The organism is Desulfurococcaceae archaeon MEX13E-LK6-19 (assembly GCA_029637525.1).
In the GTDB taxonomy this organism is placed as follows: domain Archaea; phylum Thermoproteota; class Thermoprotei_A; order Sulfolobales; family Desulfurococcaceae; genus MEX13ELK6-19.
On record CP072660.1, the window covers coordinates 933,317 to 952,954 of the forward strand.

Below are 19,638 nucleotides of genomic sequence, written 5' to 3' on the forward strand. Positions count from 1 at the left end.
CATAAATATCCACTTAAAGTATAACAATATTATATTCTCCATTAAATAATTAGTTCTGATAATTCTGAATGATAAGTTCATATATATAGTGATATGATCTGTTATGCGTAGGTTTTAAATTCTAGGCGTATTAATATTAGATTTAAGGTTAGGGGAGTGATTTGATATGAGACATATAGCATTAATTCTTTTAATGGTTATAAGTATATTCGCGCCCCTCTTCCTTACCACTAGTATAACAAAGGCACAAACACCAGAGATAACAGTTGCTGTAGACCTAGCACATGGTGAGAGAGATAAGTATCTAGACTATATTATTGGTAATATAACATTCGTCAATTGGGTAAAAATTGAAGACGAGATAACTCCCGATATCCTATCGAATGTTGACATACTAATTCTTGGTCAGCCTACGACAAACTTATCACCAACAGAACTTATCGCAATACAGGACTGGCTAGCTCAAGGAAACAAGGTAATATGGGTAGCCAGCGACAGCGACTACGGTTCTGGTCCAGACAGCCAGAAAGCCTGTAACTTCCTTCTAGAACAAATTGGTGCTAAGCTAAGAATAGAGTATGCTTCAGCATATGACAGCTACTTTAATGCTAGAAGGTTCTACAGAGTACTAGGCTTCGTAGCACCCGATCCTATACCATTACTCAACACATCAATAATTGTTGACGGCGTCAAGAAGCCAGTACTATACCACGGTACAGCCCCAGTCATCTGGGTCGACGAGAATGGCACACCACACGACCCAGTAACAGAGACATTCCCAGGACTAATCAGAATAGTCTGGACATCACCAATCGCCTGGATTGGTATCAACAACCCACCAGAGCCAATGCTATACGATGAGACCTATAGAGACAGAACCTTCATACTACTAGCAGCAGAGTACCACAATGACACTGGCAACCTAATCGTCGTAAGCGGTGAGTCACCATACGGTGACTACGAGCCAACATGGTCCTGGGAGTACTACGGTATACCACTAGATGGACCACGCTTTGTAACGAACATGATCAAATGGTTTGTATGGATCATTGAAAATCATCCTGTAGCTACTTACGACTTTGAGATTACTCCACCACCAATGCCAGTAAATACGACTTACATGTTCAGTTATGTGTCCTATATACCATTCCAGGATGGCGTGAACATCTATGGTTTTGAGTTAGACAATGGTGGAGTACTAGCTGACATAACGAACATGGCTGAAAACATCGTTTTAGGAAAAGAGAGACCTGGTACACCTGGCTATAAAGCAGCTATCTTCGAACTAGTAACTGATGGAGCTAACCCATGGTATGGCTTAATACCTGAATACAGGGCACAAGTTATTGCAGTCGTACATAACCCAACTAATATTACGTTCGTCGAACTCATAGGACCATTCACTGATGTATATCCAGGATTAGCAGTAGTTAGAGTATTTGTAGCATACCTTAACGACCCAACATTCCTCATAGGATACTTCCTGATAAACCTAGGTAATCAAACACTTAACTTAACAGTAGGGCCAGTATGGGGTGTACAATCAGGTTTCATGGTTGAGATTAATGCAGATATAGGCGATCCTGCCAATGACTTCTATTATGCTATATTTGACGATGGTACAGAGTATCTTGACTTAAAGAACCTAGTACCATGGGGTACACAATTCTACAAACCTATAAGAGGAATCGCTGTTGTTGACAACAAGGATACAACAGAGGGCTTCCTATTCGCATTAGGAGTAATACCTGACAACATAACGGCAACATATCGTTTATGGGTTGAACCAGCTGTAATAAGAGTTGAATTTGCCAATGTAACACTCGCTCCCAATAGCACTATAGCTTATATACTCTACGGATATGCAGGCCCATTAGACTACGATACAATAGCTGCTACAGGATCAGGCGAATTAATGAAGATATACAATGTATTTACATCACTTGTAAGGACAGAGACATTGACAGAAACCGTTACCGAAACAGAAACTGAAACTGTAACAGAAACAGCTACAGAGACTGTAACAGCTACAGTAACCGAAACCACGACCGAAACAACTACAGAGACTACAACCGAGACAGTAACCACCACACAGACAACAACAAAGACTACAACGTCAACTGTAACTGAAACAACTACAGAGAAAGTAACAGATTGGACCATGACAGGTATTGTTGCAGTAATATTGCTAATCATAGGTATAGCCATAGGATTCATAGCGAAGAGACATTAGATGCGGACTAATAATTTTACTTAAAACCAATATTTTTTCTCAATATTAACACTATTATGAGCGCTCTTATCTGACGGACATTTTAGTGTTGTTAAACTTTTTCGTCATAAATACGTCGCATAGTTTTATAAAATCAGGGATGAGTAGATGTCTATAAGGGAACTACGAGATGGTATCTGGTCTCATTAGAGACGCTATGCTTGAAATAACTGAGTTTATCAGGAAATCCATTGATATAATAAAGGACGAGCATGTAAACCAGATGATAGACAAACTCGTTGACGCGTACAATAAGGGCTCACGGATACTCGTAATGGGTGCGGGGAGAACAGGTCTCGTAGGTAAAGCTTTTGCTATGAGACTACTGCATCTTGGATACAATGTGGCAGTGCTTGGAGAAACAATTGTTCCAAGAATAAGAAAAGAAGATCTTGTTATCGCGTTAAGTGGTTCGGGTAGGACAAGACTTATTGTTACGGCAGCTGAGGCGGCGAAAAGCATTGGTGCACACATAATAGCTATAACAAGCTATGCTGATAGCCCACTTGCACGGCTTGCTGATACGCTTGTCCTCGTCCCTGGTAGAACAAAAGTTGCAACTGAAGAAGACTACTTCCTGAGACAGATCATGGGTATACATGAGCCATTAGCTCCTCTCGGCACGCTCTTCGAAGACACACTCATGGTATTCCTTGATGGAGTAATAGTTGAGCTTATGCGTAAACTTGGTAAAACAGAAGAAGACTTAATGCAAGTTCATGCAAATATAGAGTTGTAGTGTTACAACTATGTTTTTTGATGTCCGAGCCATTTTTGGGCAAGAACAATTTATAAGTTTTCATAAATCGCGTTGGTTATTTTAGGGAGAGTGGTTTTAGAGAGAATAATGTGATGAAAAGCCGGTGCCCTGATCCGCTATGATGAATACGGCAAATACTGATGGATTGTGATGCGATGTGTCTTTGAAAGCAATCTCTCTCGATATAGGATGCACTCTTCTCTACAATACAGCTTGCTACGGGGAATACCCATCTGATAGTATGGCCGCAGCTTGGAATAACATTGTATCGTTTTTACAAGGCAAGGGATATGATATTTCTATAGACGACGTGTTTAGAGCACTAAAAACTTGGAAGAACTTAGCGGGCATAGAAAGTGGTGTTGACTACGAGTATTGGGCAAAACTAATGATTTATTACGTGTTCAAGATTCTTGGCATAAAATTAAAACAAGGAATTATCGAGGAAGCCTATAGCCTTTATATTAATGTATACAAGACAACACTACGTCCATATAGTGATGTACGATGGTTTCTTGATAACGTGAAAAAACACGGATTATCAGTTGCTGCTATAACCAATGGAAGTAGCCATGATGTTGCAGTTAGTGCTCTTGAATATAATAACCTTCTAGATTATTTTGATGTAGTGGTTTCATCACAACTAATTGGATATAGAAAACCTAGCTCGGTGATATTTATTAAGACAGCCGAGCTCCTTGGAGTAAAACCGCAAGAGATAATACATTTAGGAGATGATCCTATTAAGGATTTTGATGGAGCGATTAATGCTGGATACAAAGGCGCTATATTGATAGCAAGGCATAAACCATGTGAGAGAGAACCTTGCTTCAACGAGCTGTCCAGAGCATTCAATTATATAAAGACGATAAGCTAGTGTTTTCTGTGGAGAAAAATGAAGGTATCACGTGTAGTAATACTAGACGGGTATACCGACGAGCCAGCTGGCTTAGGGGTTCCTCCATACATAGGTACTTACCCAAGGCTAATAGCCGGGTCTCTATGGCTTCATGATAAGAGTATTAGGATCCATTACTTTACAATAGATGAGGCAAGAAAGAATCCCGAATTATTCGTAAATAAATGTCTTGAAAGTGATCAAATATACTTTATTGCTGGAGCAGAAGTACCAGGTAGATACATAGGTGGGAAACCAATCACTTTGGAAGAAATAGAACGATTTTCAATACTGTTATCTGAGAAAACAAGAATACTTGTTGGACCGGCAGCGAAGTTTGGATTAGGTCTTGGTGGAGGCTCGCAAGCTTATTCAAGAAAAAGACTTGAAAGACTATTTGACCACATTGTGCCGGGTGATATAGAGATCTTTATAACCGAGGCTCTTAAACATGGTTTTGAGAGAGCGGAACCCTGGAGACTACGTGAAAATTATACTATTGCTAATGAAGCATTTAGATTGGGTTCGGCAATAATAAGACAACATCCAAACTATGGCTGGAATCTTATAGTTGAAATAGAGACTTTCCGTGGATGCCCAAGATACGTTACGGGAGGTTGTAGCTTCTGTATAGAGCCAAGATACGGTAATGTGCTTTTTAGAGAACCCAAGGACGTTATTAAAGAGATTGAAGCACTATACCAGAATGGTGCAATACACTTCAGGATAGGTAAACAACCTGATATACTAGCATACAAGGCTATTGATACAGGTAAAGAAGAATTCCCTAAACCAAACATCAGAGAATTGGAGAAACTATTTCATGGAATAAGAAGTGTTGCCCCCGGGCTCAAAGTTCTCCACATAGATAACGTTAACCCTGGCACAATAGCTCATCACCCTGAGACTTCACGAGAAGCCCTCAAGATTATAATAAAATATCATACTCCTGGCGATGTAGCCGCTCTTGGTATAGAGAGTTTTGACCCCAAAGTCATTAAACGAAATAACTTAAAAGTAATGCCAGAAGAAGCCTTGGCTGCTATAAGAATAATAAACGAAATAGGCGCCAGACGTGGATGGAATGGATTACCAGAGCTTCTTCCAGGAGTAAACCTGTTATATGGTCTGCCCGGTGAGACTAAAGAAACCTACAGAATCAATTATGAGTATTTGAAGAAAATACTTGATGAAGGATTACTCCTAAGGAGAATAAATATAAGGAAAGTAAGTGTTCTCGAAAACACGCCATTGTGGGCGAGACGTGATGAGGTTAACTATCTAATTAAAAAACATGATCGCTTATATAGATCATATAGAATTAAGATTATGCAGGAAATCGATCAGCCAATGATGAAGCGTCTTGTTCCACCAAACATTATTGTAAAGTATTTGTTTACAGAAACATACCAGGAAGGATTCACAATTGCGAGACAACCAGCGAGTTATCCCATAGTGTTCAAGATAAGAGGGAAAATAGAGTTGAAAAAGATAGTTAGTGTAAAACCAATAAAGTATGCATCTAAATCTATTTTAGCAGAAATTATTGGGGAAAAAGAAATCAGCAATACACGGAGTCATCACCAGTAATCAAGCCCCGTAGGCCTCATCATCTAGTAATCTAGTAATTAATAAGGTCTTTTATAGGTAGTTTCATGTACTCGAGGTTAAGTGTTAATGTTAAGTGTTAATATTTAGTTAAAAATAACATCTACTTGGATAAACTATGTCTTCTCTCTAAGAGGTCTCTGATTGTTGTTTTCAAGGGTCTAAACACTATTGGTGGCTTGTCCTTTATGGTTGGCATGAGCTCTTCGAATGTTGGTTTCCTGACTCTATAGAATATCCCTATGGGTATTCTCTCGCCCCACTCATATGCTTTCTTCATTGCTTCAACCCAGTTTGTTGGGTCATGACCTTCTTCTTCTAATTTATATATCCTCTCCCTATACCACTGATAGGTATGTATTCTATCGAATGTAACACAGGGCTGAAGTATGTCTATTATTGCGAAGCCCTTATGTTTAATAGCTTCCTTCATAAGCCATTTGAGGTGCTCGATATCGCCAGCGAAGCCTCTTGCCACGAAACTTGCGCCAAGACTAATAGCCCATGCTATTGGGTTTATAGGTTCTTCTATATTACCCCATGGCGTCGTTCTTGTTATCTGGCCCTTGTCTGTTGTTGGTGATGCCTGTCCTGTTGTTAAACCATAGATCTTGTTGTTATGAACAAATAATTTTATGTCAACATTCCTCCTTATAACGTGTGGTAAGTGTCCAGCACCAATACCATAGGCATCTCCATCTCCAGCAAATCCAATAACGACAAGATCTGGGTTGACTAGCTTTATTGCAGTAGCTAATGGTGGTACTCTGCCATGTAGGGTGTGTATAGAGTTTGTTGCTACGTAATCTGTTAATTTACCATGGCAACCAATACCTGTTATAACAACTACTCTCCAGGGCTCAATACCTAGTTCCTTAATAGCTGTGGTGAAAGCCTTGAATATACTGTAGTTACCACAGCCTGGACACCATGTTATTACGCGTTTTGTTTCAGGTGAAATAGGTTGTGCAAACACCATCATGATCACCTCTTATAGAACTTTTCTATCTCTCGAGCAAGATCTTGTGCTCTAAAAGGTCTTCCATCAACTTTACCTATGTGGCCATGTGGTTTGATCCCTGTTTCCAGAGCTATTAGTTTTCCAAGAAGACCTGTTGCATTATACTCTACTGTAACCATGGGTTTGCTTGTATTGTTGCCAATTATTTTCTTAAAGACGTTTACTGGGAATGGTGCTAGATATACTGGTTGCACAACGGCGATCTTGAGCCCTTGCTTATCTAGATACTTCTTTGCTTCAAGAACAGCCCATGTTGCACTGCCGAACGAGAATACTATCAAGTCTGCTTCATCGATACTATATCCGTATGTTTTTATAGGGTCATACTTCTCCTCTATTTCTCTCCTCAAGTACTCGCCTTTCCTTATCCTCTTAAGATACATTTTCGAGGCTATCACAGGGTCTATGGTTCTATAACCGAATTCATCGTGCTCATTGCCATCTGACTTTACTAGTGCGCCGGGAGTCCCCGGTATAACCCATGTGGAGACGCCTGTTTCCGTTATCTCATAGGGTTTGAATACCCATCCTTCCTTGATTTTCTTCATTGCCTCTTCGGGGAACAACAATGGACCACGATCTATTATTACGTCCTCGGGGAATGCATGAACGCTTCTATGGCTTTCAGCCATGTGTTTGTCTTCAAGTACAATAGCGGGAACACGGTATTTTTCGGCTAGGTTGAATGTTTCTATAATCCTCTTATAAGCATGGTACTGATCCTCCGGGGCCACGACAAGTTTCGTGAACTCACCATGACCAGCGAATACTGCATAGAGAAGATCCTCTTGACCATTCATTGTAGCCATGCCTGTACTCGGCCCAGCTCTCATGGCTAATATTATGACCATTGGTGCTTCTACCATGCCAGCCATGCTGAGAGTTTCGTTCATGAGGGCGAATCCGCCGCCGCTGGTGGCTGTTGCTGCTCTCACACCAGCCCATGCTGCGCCGAGAACCATTTGGGCGGCTGCTATCTCGCTCTCGGCTTGTACGACAATTATGTCCTTCTCGCGGGAAACACTGATCATGTAATGTAGTATTGATGACGCTGGGGTCATCGGGTATGCAGCATAGAACTTAACCCCGGCTTTGATCATGCCGAGGCTTAACGCCTCATTACCTGTTACATAGATTCTTTCTCCCCATGGTTTCGGTGGGAGTAGTCCTGGTGCATTCTCAAGAGGATTCATTGAAGCGTACTCGTATCCTATTGTGGCAGCCTTCTTGTTTATGTCAATAATTTTTTGTTTGCCGCTGAACTGATCTTCTATGCCCTTGTATATGTACTCGAGAGGTATTCCTAATAGTGCTGCTGTAGCGCCAATAGATATCATGTTCATTGAAATTGGTTGTAAGTTATGTTCACGTAGAAGTTTTCTTAATGGAATGCTGTATACTTTGCCACGTGGAGGATTAATCTTTATTTGTTCTGGATCGTAAATAACTATTGTTTTGTCACTGAACTCTTTTTCATGCCTAGTAAATGTATCTGGGTCCATTGCTATAATGTAGTCACAATAATTATCAAGCTCATAAACTTCATCAACACCTGCTCTAACCCAATAAGCTGTATGTCCTCCTCGTATAATACTAGGGTACTCATTTACACCAACTACATGATATCCCAGTCGTGTAAGAGCTCTACCTAAAACAGTTCCTGCTGTAAGACTTCCGCTTCCAGCCGAACCGCCTATGAGAACTTGGATTACCTCTTGTGTATTCCCCAAAGCATATACACCCCTGGTGTAAAGGAGAATTATTCTCCAAAACGTTCAGAAATATACTTTAGCCAAGGAAGTAGATCCTTTATATCTATGGAAGCAACCTTCCCCGTTTCAACATTGACTACACAAGTCTCAATAATTATGTCGTTGTCCTCAATTCTTCCTTTTATATGGTACTGAATACCTCCCGCAACCTCCTCTACTTCAACAGGTATGAAGACTTCAACGTTTTCTCCTTCAATAATAATCGTTCCACCTATTCTATCAATATAGTCTTTTAGTGCTTTCAGCTGTATCTTTACTGGTTTCTCTGTAGTCAAAATAATAATCACCTCTCAACATACATTAGATTAAAACTAGACTAGATTAATTTTTTCTTCGAACAACGTAGGAACAGTACGTTCCTTCAAGTAATACTATTAGTGTATAGAATTTTAGCATGTGGAAGTAAACTATGTACTCCAAGTAATACCGTAGTTACAGGTAGGTGCCTGTATATACTTGACGATACGTTATCGTAAATTATGTCCTCGCGTCTACTATATAGTATTACCACATTAATTACTCATGCAGAGTGGCTAGTGTTTTTTCTATAGGTTTTTATGGTGTTTAAAGTGACTGTAAAAAAGATCTATAGAGTGGATTCTCGTTGGAGAGAAGGTGAAGCCAGTAGAGATTCCCATAGAAGTAGTGATATAATTGAAGAGTATGCTAAGTGGAACTCTCTTGACGTACTCGAGAATGCCAATAGGTACCCGGGTCCCACGGGGTTCTTCTCATACATTACTGAACATGCAATGGAGAAATACTTGAGTCTAATGCCTGATACCGTGCTAAAAGCTCATTTAGAGAGAATTATTTATGTCCATAAACTGCCATACAGTCTCTACATACCTTATTGTACTGGCCATTCAATTGCCCGTTTACTTGAAAAAGGATTGAGGACACCAACGATCCTAGCTAGACCAGCCAGGCATTTGGATAGCTTTGTGGATCATGTCGCAAACTATCTTATAACTTTGCAGCACTACTTTACAGGTGCTCAAGCATTTAGTGCTATTGAACTTTATGCAGGCCCGTTCATTAGAAATGAGGGTAGAGACTACAGGTATGTTAAACAACAAGTGCAAAGAATGATCTACAACCTTAACTTCCCGAGCCGTGTAGGCATGCAGACACCTTTCACGAACTTAACAGTGGTTCTTGATGCCGGTAAGAAGATTCTCGAGGGAGATTACGCTATCTATCGTGGCGAACGAGTTGCTCCTCTAGGAGAATACTTAGAAGAAGCAAAAACCTTCATAATGGCTCTCGCCGACGTGATGATGGAGGGTGATGCTATAGGTAGACCTTTCACCTTCCCTATACCAACGCTAATGGCTACAGCCAGGATGATCTGGGATGACCCCGAGGTGCACGAGGCAATATTCAAGACTGCTGCTAAGCGTGGTAGCTTCTACTGGCTCAACAGCAGGGTAGTCGACCCAGATGCAGCCTACGCTATGTGCTGTAGACTCAGTATCGACAAGAGAGAACTATTACACGCATACAGGAACTCAGCTAAAGGGCTAGGGCTAGGCTTCAGCCTCAAGAAAGACCTCAGGGAACTACATGAAGAGACCCTAAAGACTATTGAGAGAAAGAGATTCGGCGGAATATGGGCTATGCCCGACATAACAGGCTCGATCAATGTGACAACAGTTAACTTGCCAAGAATAGCTTTGGAAGCTCGTGGAGACGATACAAGGTTCTGGGAGATCTATGACGATGTATTAGAGTTAGTCAAGATAAGTGAGGATTGGTTCAGACAACGGTACATGAAACTAATGAAGATGTTCCCAAGTGTCTACAGCATGATAATAGAGTACCTTACAGAATTCCCATCAAGCCACTTCAACACCATAGGCATTCTTGGGTTGCCCGAGGCAGCAGCGATATACATGCAGCAACCAGACTTATGGTTCGAAGGCAGTAAGAAAGACTGGCTACGTGCAACCGAGATCATGAAGAAGATCGTTGATTATGCTACGGCTAAGGCTAGGAAATGGATGGAGGAAACAGGAACTCCATGGAACGTTGAAGAGGTACCCGGTGAATCAGCAGCCGCTAAGCTAGCTCTAGCAGACGTGAAGAAGTACCCAGAGGTGATAGAGTATCTCAGCGACCCCGAGAACCCGATCTACTCGACCAGTATAGCACCGTACTATGGTGCATTGGAGTTGGCTGATAGGATAGAGATAGAGTCACGTGTCCAGAAGAGCTTTACTGGCGGCGTAATGATGCATATATTCCTAGGCGAAGAACCCGATCCAGAAGCCCTTGCAAAGCTTACCAAGAGGCTTATCCAGACTGATCTCGTGTACTGGAGCTATACACCAGCAATAACAGTGTGTAACAAGTGTGGAAGACACTACACAGGCTTATACACAAAGTGCCCGGCTTGCGGCAACACAGACCTAGAGATCTGGAGCAGAATCATAGGCTACTACCGTCCGCTAAAGAACTGGAACCCGTTCCGTAGAAAAGAATTCTGGACAAGAAGACACTATGGAAAGAATGGCTTGTCTAAATAAAATAGTTGTCGACTCCAAAATACTTGTCATATTTTATTTCATCAATTTTTAGACATTATTTTACATATATGACAACTTGTCTCGGTGTTTATTGTGGAATACTGTGGGAAACAAAATGGGTTGATTGGTTCTGGCTGGAAAAGTATAAGCATGGTTGATGTTTATCAGGCTGTAACGTTTACACTATGGTTATGTGGATGTAATCTCAAGTGTCCTTTCTGCCATAACTGGAAAATAGCTACATGGAGTAAAGACTTGTGCAGAATAATTAATGAAGAAAAGCTTCTCAACGAACTAGAGTCGGCTAGATTGTTCATAGATTATTTACATATAACAGGAGGCGAACCACTAATTCAATGGAGAAATTTAATAGAGTTTCTAAGGAAAGTGAAAGAAAACATTGGTGTTCCTATAAGTATTAACTCTAACCTGACTTTGTTTAAACCCTTAGAGAAGATATTAGAGAAGGATCTTGTAGATCATATCGCGACGGATATCAAGATTCCACCAGAGCTTTTGTACGGATTTAATGTAGATACATCAATGAAGTTATGGAGACTGTTCATTAAATCGCTGAAATTAGTTGTACTGCATAATATACCCTTGGAGCTGAGAATACCTGTTGCAAGAAATATTAGTCTAAGATACATGGAAAAGTATATCGATGAAGTGTTATCGGTACTAGGTTCCTACGATAACTACTACTTTATCATACAGCCTCTTCTAGGGCATCCTATTACATCACCTAGAGATAGTAAGTGGTGTAGTGAATACTGTAATCCGCTCAATACTACTCTTGATAACATAGCCAAGATATTGAGGAGTAGAGGCATTGATAAGATCTCAATTAAGTATGTAGTAGAGGAGTTAAAACAGGTAGCTTAATGCGATTAATGAAATTATTATCAATATTATTATTCTGAACGCAGTTATCTTCTTTATATTAAGTATTGTTTTTGATATGAATTGTGATGCTACTCCAGCAAGAATGATTGGTATGACTATTATCGAGCAGTAAACGCCTATAAGTATTATTTTGACAGCCTCGCTTGTTACTGTTCTAGAGAGTAGCGTTACAAAGAGTATATACGGGGCAGCTGAGCATAGCATAAAAGACCATGATATTATCGCGCCGAAACCAAGTAGTGCTGTAGGGAAAAGCCATTTAGGAACCTTAGAAAGGAATCCCGGTAGACATTCACGTTCATCACATGTTATTTCTTCAGTTATTTTTCCTACACGGAACCTGTGTATGTCTCTGGCAATAAGCATTATCGCGAAAGCTATAACGATTGATAGGAAGATATTGTGATATGCAAGTATTGAAGCAAAGTATCCTACAATAAAATATCCTATATACACGCCTAGGACAAACATTACTAACGGTAAATACTTCTTCTTACCCGAGAAACCAAGTGCTATAGCGTTAGCAGATATAATCATAGCCGTAGATATAGCACATGGGTTTACTGAGTCTACCAGCGCTAAAACAAACATGCTCGTCATGAGACCAAATAGTTCTTCCTCATTGGCCGGAGCAATATTATTTGAGGCTCCTCCATTACTTGATGAACCTGCATTACTTGATGATAATACAGCTTCCTGTATTATTTTTGTAGCATTAGTATCAATAATCCATTTGCTTTCAACCTTAGTAGCTGATACTACATATACTGTTGCTGTACCGTTAGATGTACGATTCAATAGGTTTCTCCAAAACTTTATGTTAGAGATCTCCCCCTGAACAATAGCTACAACACTATTATTTGTGTCTAAGACTATAGTTGTCGGAACATAAGGCCCTAACCGTGCTTTCATTATAATAATCATGAAATCGTTTTTATAATCGTTTGAAGAGTATACATCGCGGAATTCACAGGTTATATTATTTTCGTCGAAAAACCTCTTTAAGGCATTACAATGAGGGCATGTAGATAAACCATATATGATACATCTTGGAATATTCGTGGTCTCGTTGATTATGGTGGTATTATTTATCGCCGATGTAGTGGTGTTCTGGATTTGAATATAAGTTGCACTACCTGTAATGTTTTGAGCTTGTAATGTATTGTAAATTCCTAGAAGCAACACCAATGTTGCAAGTACTGCTCCTATAATGAATTCGGGAGGGATCTTTCTTAGATTAAGCATGGCTGCCTTCATCTTTTCAGATATTGTATATTATTTCAGACATACGATATTATATGTGTACAGCCTATTACTTGTTCCAAGTTCTCTAAATAATTTCCTCGATATAAACTTGTGGTCTGTTATTTAAGAAGGTTTTATTGTGGAGCATGTAAAGCGGGAAACTAGGATGTTTGAGATTTGTAAACCTAGTGTTGTGTTGATAAGGTATAGTGTTGATGGCGAAAATATTGTTGCTGGTGCTGCCAAGTTAACACTATCAAGCAAGGATATGAATACAATACTGTCAAGTATTGATGATGAACAAAAGGAGATATGGGTTAAAGAGCTTATAAGACGAGGTCATGGCTCACCGCTGGAGCACTCTTTCTATAGCTTCGAAATAACTTGCTCTAGAGTTGCCAGCCACCAAATCGTCAGACATAGGATTGCAAGTTATACACAATTGAGTCAAAGAAGAGGAGATAAATTATTGAAAAGTGTGGTCAATGTCTCGGCGAAATACTTAGAGATAAGTATTCCTAGCTCGATTAGTAAGCAGGAACTCTATCATAAATATAGTACCATACTCCATGAGATCATTGAGAGAATTGATGAGATTAATGATGATGTGTTATACAATATTGTTTGTCAGGGATTTATTATACCCCCTAGAGTTGTCAAGAAAAACGATAAAGAGTTTATCAAGGAACTGTTGCTGTGTCTTGAAAAATACTACAAGGCACTTGCAAACGGATATCATCCCGAGGACGCTAGGTTTCTGCTACCACAAGCTGTTAAAACAAGGATCTATGTCACGATGAATGCGCGTGAGCTTATAGAAAACTTTCTGCCATTAAGGACATGTAGTCATGCCCAGTGGGAAATAAGGTACATTGCCTGGAGTATGTTGCGTGAATTACTCCGAGTACATCCATCAATGTTCTCCTATGCTGGTCCTCGATGCGTATTATATGAGAACCGTGTTAGAGACAATCCATGTAGTCTCCTCAGCTTCATTAAAGATAATATTGAATTCGTTATTGAGAGATGCCCTGAGCTTGTACCAAGAGATAATATTAGGCAATGTGTATTGTCCAGTCTAAAGGATCCTTGGGAAGACAATTATATATTGTTTAACGAATATCTCCAAAACAATGGCAGAAAGCAGTAATTATACGGGTGTTTACATTGATCCTAAGTGACTGGGATATAAGAATATATATTGAGAAAAAGCTACTAGTCATAAATCCACTATATGATGACACGATCAGAGAAAATGGTGTTGATTTAAGATTTGGAAATGAGTTCTGTAGATTCAAGAAGACGAGTAGCATAGTAGTAGACTCACGTAATCCAATACCTGAAGAGTTCTTAGAATGTATTGAGGTTGGTGAAGAAGGTTTTGTAATAAATCCTCTTGAGCACATACTAACCACTACTGAGGAATGGATAGAAATCCCACATGACCTCATAGGATTTGTAAATCTGAGGAGCACTTTTGCAAGACTAGGATTGTACATACCTCCGACAATTATAGATTCCGGATTTAAAGGCCAGGTAACAATAGAGATTATTGGTAGTAGTGTACCCATAAGAGTGTATCCTGGACAAAGATTCTTGCATGTAATATTTGCTAGAACAAGTAGTCCTGTATACAAGCCTTATGAAGGAAAGTACCAGAAGCAAAAAGGAGTAACCCCACCTAAACCCGATAAATCAAGGTAAATTTTAGGAAAACACGGGAAAACTATAGTAAACAGTTCTACAAACTCTACCTCTCTGTAAACAACTAAGGAGAGGCGGGGTATACTGAAGAAATATATTGTAGTCAGAAAGGGCGAGAAAATAAGGTATCAGTGTATTAGAAGTGGGCGTTGTTGTACTTCTGGTCCAAATGTTGCATTAACTGCTTATGATGTTTGCCGTATTGCAAAGTACCTTGGTGTTGATTGGAGAGAACTGAAAGGCAAGTATATAATAGCTATTGTTGCAGACATGATTGCAGTACCGGCTCTTAGGAGTGTTGGTAATGATGTCTGTGTATTCCTTAGGTATGATAACGGGTTACCTACATGTAGTATCTATCCAGCTAGGCCAATGAGATGTAGACTCTATCCATTTCTCCCAGCTAGTCCTAGTAAGCGGAACATCATGTATGTTGATGGGTATTGTCCAGGTGTAGGTAAAGGTGAGCCTATAGAACCTCCTTGGGATGACTTGGAGAAGTATTACCAAGAAGTAACTATGCATTACAAAAGAATGTACCAGCTAGTATTTGAGCTGGGATACGAACCTCTTGAGGCTTTAGAGAAACTCATTGATGAAGTATGTGGTGAAGAAGATAGTACCTCTTTTAAACATGACAAGGAATAAATATTATTTTGAAGACGAATTGTTCTTGAGGGAGAACTTGATTGCAACAATGCAAAGACGTAGTTAACGAGATAGCTCGTTGGCTTAAAGAAGGGCGTCCTGATGCAGATAACCTTGTTGATTTCCCTTGGGAAGTAGAGATTGTTGACGAGAAATCAGTTAGAGCTATTCACCCAAGATTCCCCATAGAAATAACGATATTCTGTAGTGATGACACCAAAAGTATACGTGCAGTAATTTTAACCAACATACCTACTATTAATTTAGACAACAAAGATAGAGTAATGATCTACAGGAAACTTTTAAGATTAAACAACATACCAGTCGCGAAAACACTTCTCTACGGAGACGAGGACTACATTGGCGTCGCTAGTGATATGAGTATTCATAGCCTCGGCAAAAAAGAATTCAATGATGCTCTTGCTTTCCTAATAGCGCTACTGATTTCTGTTGCACGTGAAACAGGTTTTGAAGAAGAACTCTATAAGAGACTCATAGAAGAACTAAGTAGGCTTGTTTCAAAACACTTCGAGGAAGGATGGAGTAGAGAAAAACTTGTAAAATATCTTGTTGAAACAGTTGGTATGAACCCAAGTGATGCAGAAGACTTCCTCGAGTCCATAGGCATAAAAGCTAAAGACATAATATCTAGGATCAGAGAATCAATGAGTATGTAGATGATGAACCTATCCCCTCACCGAACGCTAATGGTGTGGAGGGGTAGAGTATCTGAACTAATGTTTATCCTGGGACAGTGTTTTTCTTAATTCATTAACTATCTTCATGAAGTTACTAACGCGCGCAGGGTCGACAGGGTTTTTTGTGACACCATTTTTCTTAAAGTAAGTTCCTACGATAAACCCGTCAGCAATTCTAAAGTAAAGTCTTATGTTAAACAAGTTAACGCCACTTCCAATAATAACAGGTTTCTTCGAGATCTTCTTTACATAATATACCAATCCAGGGGATGGTGCTTCACCTGTACGTTGTCCAGTTACTATCAATGCATCAGCCATACCTCTTTCTTCAGTCTCTTTAATAGCCATCTCAAGTGGAAACATACTCAAGCCATGTTTCACGTTAACATCAGCGAACACTTTTACGTTACAACGAAGCATCTTCTTTTTCAACATAATGTCTCTGGCTATAGGTGTCAGTAAACCCTCGGGAGCCCATACATGTTCCACTAACGCGTTTACTCTTATGAAATCGAGCCCCGTAATACACGCTATCGACAATGCTTCAACGCCACTATTCCGTAAAACATTAATGCCTATGGGTTTACCTATTTCCTTCTGGATCTCCCAAGCAATTATGGACATTGTGCTAAGTGTTTCGGGCTCCAACACTCTAACAGCAAATGGTGCATCCATGAAGTTTTCCAGAATAATTGCATCGACACCGTTATCAATATAGATCTTGGCATCTCTAATAGCATTATCAATAATAAAATCAATAGACGATTCAATGTTATGGCATGGCGAACCAGGTAAAGGAGGTAAATGTATAACACCAATCACTGGCTTTTTAGAGAAGAAACCCTCATCGATCAATACTCTTAGCCTCCTTGTTTTCAAGTCTACTGAAATACATATATTTATTTATTCAGAATATTATTAAACAGTCTCCGAGGAGACGACGTATTGAATGTAATGCGTTTAACCGTTATACTGATAATGATAACGGTTATGGTGGCCGTATTTAATACTCTCCATGTAGTATCCATAACCCAAAGACAGGACCCTGATATGCCTGTAGAAAATCTTGTTAGAATAGATAATACTACATTGATAAACTATCTTGAAAGTTTGAGAAAACTTAATGATACTACCGTGAATAATTATGTTGACGAAATTGAAGCTGCATTGCAACGAGGAGACTATGAAACAGCCAATAAGCTACTTAACGAACTACAAGCTTATCTTGATGAAAAGTATGGAGGGGCTACAATATCTGATGAAGAACTGGCTAAAGCTTTAGCAGCTATTTCAGCTACAGAAGGAATAGGCTCTACTGGAGCTTATATTAATGTATCTAAACTCCTCGAGGTTTATGGTGATTCTATAGGAGATCAAGATCTCCTTGAGCTAGCAGAAAAACTATCTAATTTACAAGAGCTATCGCCCGAGGAACAAATGGAGCTCGATCAGGCATTAAACGAAGTTCTCGGATCGAATTTCGAAACAACAAATATTGGTGATTTATTCCAGTTACTTAACGAAACAGGCGGTGCAGCAAGCCTTGTTGAACCTCCACAACTACCAAGTAGTAAAGGAGGTCTCTTGCCTAGCGGTGGTGGTGTGGCTGCTCCATCCATTACGGCGCCAAATACTACTGTTGTGTTCTTGATAATAATTGGGATTGTTACAGCAATGCTTATGATATTCCATAAACAGCTTTCGGAGTTATTTGCTACTCGTGTAAAACCGTTACTTGGAGCGAAAATGGCTGATGTACTTGCTAAGACAAGTGCTAAGTTAACAAGTCTCCTTGCACGTGGCGAGAAAGACCCTGTTGTGAAGATCTATAAAGTTTATTACATGGCAGCCCGTGCCAAAGGCTTCAAGAAATATAGGCATGAAACTCCACGAGAGTTCCTCAGTAAGATAACAGATGAAACAATGAGGAAGATTGGTGAACCAGTTACAAAAATTTACGAGGAACGTGTTTATGGCGGTAGGTATCCTAGGAGAGATGAAATTGAAAGAGTAGCTGAAATTCTGAGAAAGCATTTGGGTGTTAGTATTGAATCCTAGGATAAAACTCTTCATCTTCATTCTATTCATAATAGGTATTGTTGCTGCACTAAGTATGCCAGCTAAAGTGATACAGTTCACAGTAAAACTATACCAAGGTACGGCGAGTCCTTACTCGATAGACTATATGGGTACATCTATGTTCTACAACTACTTGATTAAAAAGAACTACAGTGTAGTTGTAGCGGACACCTGGGATACAGTTATTAAAGAGGCGTCGAAAGGTAATGCAACAATTTTCATTATAGCGCCAGATAGACCTATAACGCAAGAAGAAGCCATTGAATTATATGCACTTCTTCTTACACACAATGTATCTATAGTTGTTGCTGATGAAAATATTACGTCAAATAGATTACTCGACCTATTTAATCTGAGAATTGATGGTCGTTTAGTGTTTCAACTTGGTTTTGTAGGAGGGAAATACGCTGCTACACCTTATCCTCAAGTGCAGGTATTGTTTGGTTTACAACAATGTGTACCTATATCAGCAGGATGTAGTATCTGTAGTATTGCTGTACCCAAGAAAGTAATTGATATGAGACTTAATTATGCTTCTATAATACTTGTAAACCGAACGTGTGTTCCTCCATTTGATAGAATTATTGTTTACAGTACTGTAGAAGCTTCTTTCATTGATTTAAATGATAATGGTGAACCAGACGAACTAAACATACTTGGTTTTGCGACCTATAGACAGTATTTTATGGTAGGATTATCATCATCCACTGAGGGTAAAAAACTAATAGTATTATCTGATAGCTTTCCATTTACTAATCAAGCATTAACTACCCCTCAAATAAATAGAACATACTATAAGTTCATAGATGCATTATTGGCTGAGGTAGCCCCATCTAATAGTACGAGAATAATAATTGATAATAGTCATTATAACTTTAAACCACAAAATATAGGCATACCTTTCCATCCCGCTATGTTCCTCCTACTTATAGGCTTTTGGCTAAAAACTATTGACAATATTGTTACAGGATTTATAACTGGTAATAAAATGATGACTTTCATCGCATCATTAGGTATTGCTACAGCAATAGTTCTTGTATTAAGAGGTGTCTTGGGTATAAAAGAGGAAGTATATCTTGAACTAAAGGGTGTCGATGAGATAAAAGTTTTAGCCGAAACAACTTTGAGGAAAAGTTTTCTTGAAAAAGGAGCCAAGGTTGCAAAGCCTAAGGAAGCTCTGATTAATCTATGGAAAATAATGGATTTGGCTACAAGAAGATTCTTTGGAGAACCACTGGAAGCAGTGGCTATGAGTAGGGAGAAAATAGCATCTTTTGCACGTGTACTAGGGGTCGACGAGGGACTTCTTATAAAAAGAATTGAATGGATGTATAAAGTGTATCTTAAAGCCCAAGGTAGGAGGAGATTACCTATAATCATTTCTTGGAGAAGATGCTTAGGTAAGTTTATAGACTACTCTGAACAAATACTTGAAAAAATGGGTTACACACTTATGAGGAAGGCTGGTTATCGTGGAATCGAGGCAATCCTTCATTAAA

General features: G+C 39.4%; 17 protein-coding genes. 12 read left to right on the plus strand and 5 right to left on the minus strand.

What is annotated here, in order from left to right:
* Positions 1-166 precede the first annotated feature (166 nt).
* The 4 genes from J4526_05230 to J4526_05245 all read left to right on the plus strand — a co-directional run bounded on the left by J4526_05230 (position 167) and on the right by J4526_05245 (position 5,520).
* Positions 167-2,233: a hypothetical protein gene (locus J4526_05230; GenBank protein ID WFO76233.1), complete on the plus strand. Its 2,067-nt coding sequence runs from the start codon at positions 167-169 to the stop codon at positions 2,231-2,233.
* A 169-nt stretch (positions 2,234-2,402) separates the two neighbouring features.
* On the plus strand, positions 2,403-3,011 hold the full coding sequence (gene hxlB, locus J4526_05235) for a 6-phospho-3-hexuloisomerase (GenBank protein WFO76234.1): 609 nt from the start codon (positions 2,403-2,405) through the stop codon (positions 3,009-3,011).
* A 178-nt stretch (positions 3,012-3,189) separates the two neighbouring features.
* Positions 3,190-3,909 (plus strand): HAD family hydrolase, encoded by a 720-nt coding sequence (locus J4526_05240; protein WFO76235.1) that lies wholly within the window; start codon positions 3,190-3,192, stop codon positions 3,907-3,909.
* 18 nt (positions 3,910-3,927) lie between these two features.
* The gene (locus J4526_05245) at positions 3,928-5,520 is read left to right on the plus strand and encodes a radical SAM protein (protein ID WFO76236.1); all 1,593 of its coding nucleotides are present in this window, start codon (positions 3,928-3,930) and stop codon (positions 5,518-5,520) included.
* A 121-nt stretch (positions 5,521-5,641) separates the two neighbouring features.
* Here J4526_05245 and J4526_05250 read toward each other — a convergent pair whose 3' ends face one another.
* Genes J4526_05250 through J4526_05260 form a run of 3 tightly spaced genes read right to left on the minus strand, consistent with a single transcriptional unit; the run spans position 5,642 to position 8,606 of the window.
* Positions 5,642-6,520 carry a 2-oxoacid:ferredoxin oxidoreductase subunit beta gene (locus J4526_05250; protein ID WFO76237.1) on the minus strand — a complete coding sequence of 293 codons (879 nt, stop codon included), beginning with the start codon at positions 6,518-6,520 and terminating at the stop codon, positions 5,642-5,644.
* A gap of 2 nt (positions 6,521-6,522) precedes the next feature.
* Entirely contained in the window at positions 6,523-8,289 is a 1,767-nt protein-coding gene (locus J4526_05255; GenBank protein ID WFO76238.1) for a 2-oxoacid:acceptor oxidoreductase subunit alpha, read from the minus strand.
* Positions 8,290-8,318: 29 nt separating this feature from the next.
* Positions 8,319-8,606, minus strand: coding sequence for a hypothetical protein (locus tag J4526_05260; protein ID WFO76239.1), 288 nt, complete (start codon positions 8,604-8,606; stop codon positions 8,319-8,321).
* A gap of 282 nt (positions 8,607-8,888) precedes the next feature.
* On the opposite strand from J4526_05260, the gene J4526_05265 reads away from it, so the two are divergent.
* Complete coding sequence (locus tag J4526_05265) at positions 8,889-10,859, plus strand: anaerobic ribonucleoside triphosphate reductase (GenBank protein ID WFO76240.1); 1,971 nt, start codon at positions 8,889-8,891, stop codon at positions 10,857-10,859.
* Between the two features lie 150 nt (positions 10,860-11,009).
* Positions 11,010-11,744, plus strand: a complete 735-nt coding sequence (locus J4526_05270; protein ID WFO76341.1) for an anaerobic ribonucleoside-triphosphate reductase activating protein — start codon at positions 11,010-11,012, stop codon at positions 11,742-11,744.
* Here J4526_05270 and J4526_05275 read toward each other — a convergent pair.
* Positions 11,727-13,010, minus strand: coding sequence for a hypothetical protein (locus tag J4526_05275; protein ID WFO76241.1), 1,284 nt, complete (start codon positions 13,008-13,010; stop codon positions 11,727-11,729). The two genes, J4526_05270 and J4526_05275, sit on opposite strands and share 18 nt — an antisense overlap.
* Positions 13,011-13,176: 166 nt before the next feature.
* On the opposite strand from J4526_05275, the gene thyX reads away from it, so the two are divergent.
* From thyX to J4526_05295, 4 genes are all read left to right on the plus strand, one after another.
* The gene (gene thyX, locus J4526_05280) at positions 13,177-14,160 is read left to right on the plus strand and encodes an FAD-dependent thymidylate synthase (GenBank protein ID WFO76242.1); all 984 of its coding nucleotides are present in this window, start codon (positions 13,177-13,179) and stop codon (positions 14,158-14,160) included.
* 17 nt (positions 14,161-14,177) lie between these two features.
* On the plus strand, positions 14,178-14,714 hold the full coding sequence (locus J4526_05285; protein ID WFO76243.1) for a dCTP deaminase: 537 nt from the start codon (positions 14,178-14,180) through the stop codon (positions 14,712-14,714).
* Positions 14,715-14,798: 84 nt separating this feature from the next.
* Complete coding sequence (locus J4526_05290; protein ID WFO76342.1) at positions 14,799-15,362, plus strand: YkgJ family cysteine cluster protein; 564 nt, start codon at positions 14,799-14,801, stop codon at positions 15,360-15,362.
* A gap of 41 nt (positions 15,363-15,403) precedes the next feature.
* Complete coding sequence (locus tag J4526_05295) at positions 15,404-16,039, plus strand: hypothetical protein (GenBank protein WFO76244.1); 636 nt, start codon at positions 15,404-15,406, stop codon at positions 16,037-16,039.
* 57 nt (positions 16,040-16,096) lie between these two features.
* Here the strand turns inward: J4526_05295 and J4526_05300 are convergent, their stop codons facing one another.
* Positions 16,097-16,915 carry a BtpA/SgcQ family protein gene (locus J4526_05300; protein ID WFO76245.1) on the minus strand — a complete coding sequence of 273 codons (819 nt, stop codon included), beginning with the start codon at positions 16,913-16,915 and terminating at the stop codon, positions 16,097-16,099.
* A gap of 90 nt (positions 16,916-17,005) precedes the next feature.
* Between J4526_05300 and J4526_05305 the strand changes: the two genes are divergently transcribed.
* Together J4526_05305 and J4526_05310 are read left to right on the plus strand one after the other, a co-directional pair.
* Complete coding sequence (locus J4526_05305) at positions 17,006-18,118, plus strand: hypothetical protein (GenBank protein WFO76246.1); 1,113 nt, start codon at positions 17,006-17,008, stop codon at positions 18,116-18,118.
* Entirely contained in the window at positions 18,108-19,637 is a 1,530-nt protein-coding gene (locus J4526_05310) for a hypothetical protein (GenBank protein ID WFO76247.1), read from the plus strand. The genes J4526_05305 and J4526_05310 overlap by 11 nt, the downstream gene beginning before the upstream one ends.
* Position 19,638: the final 1 nt, after the last annotated feature.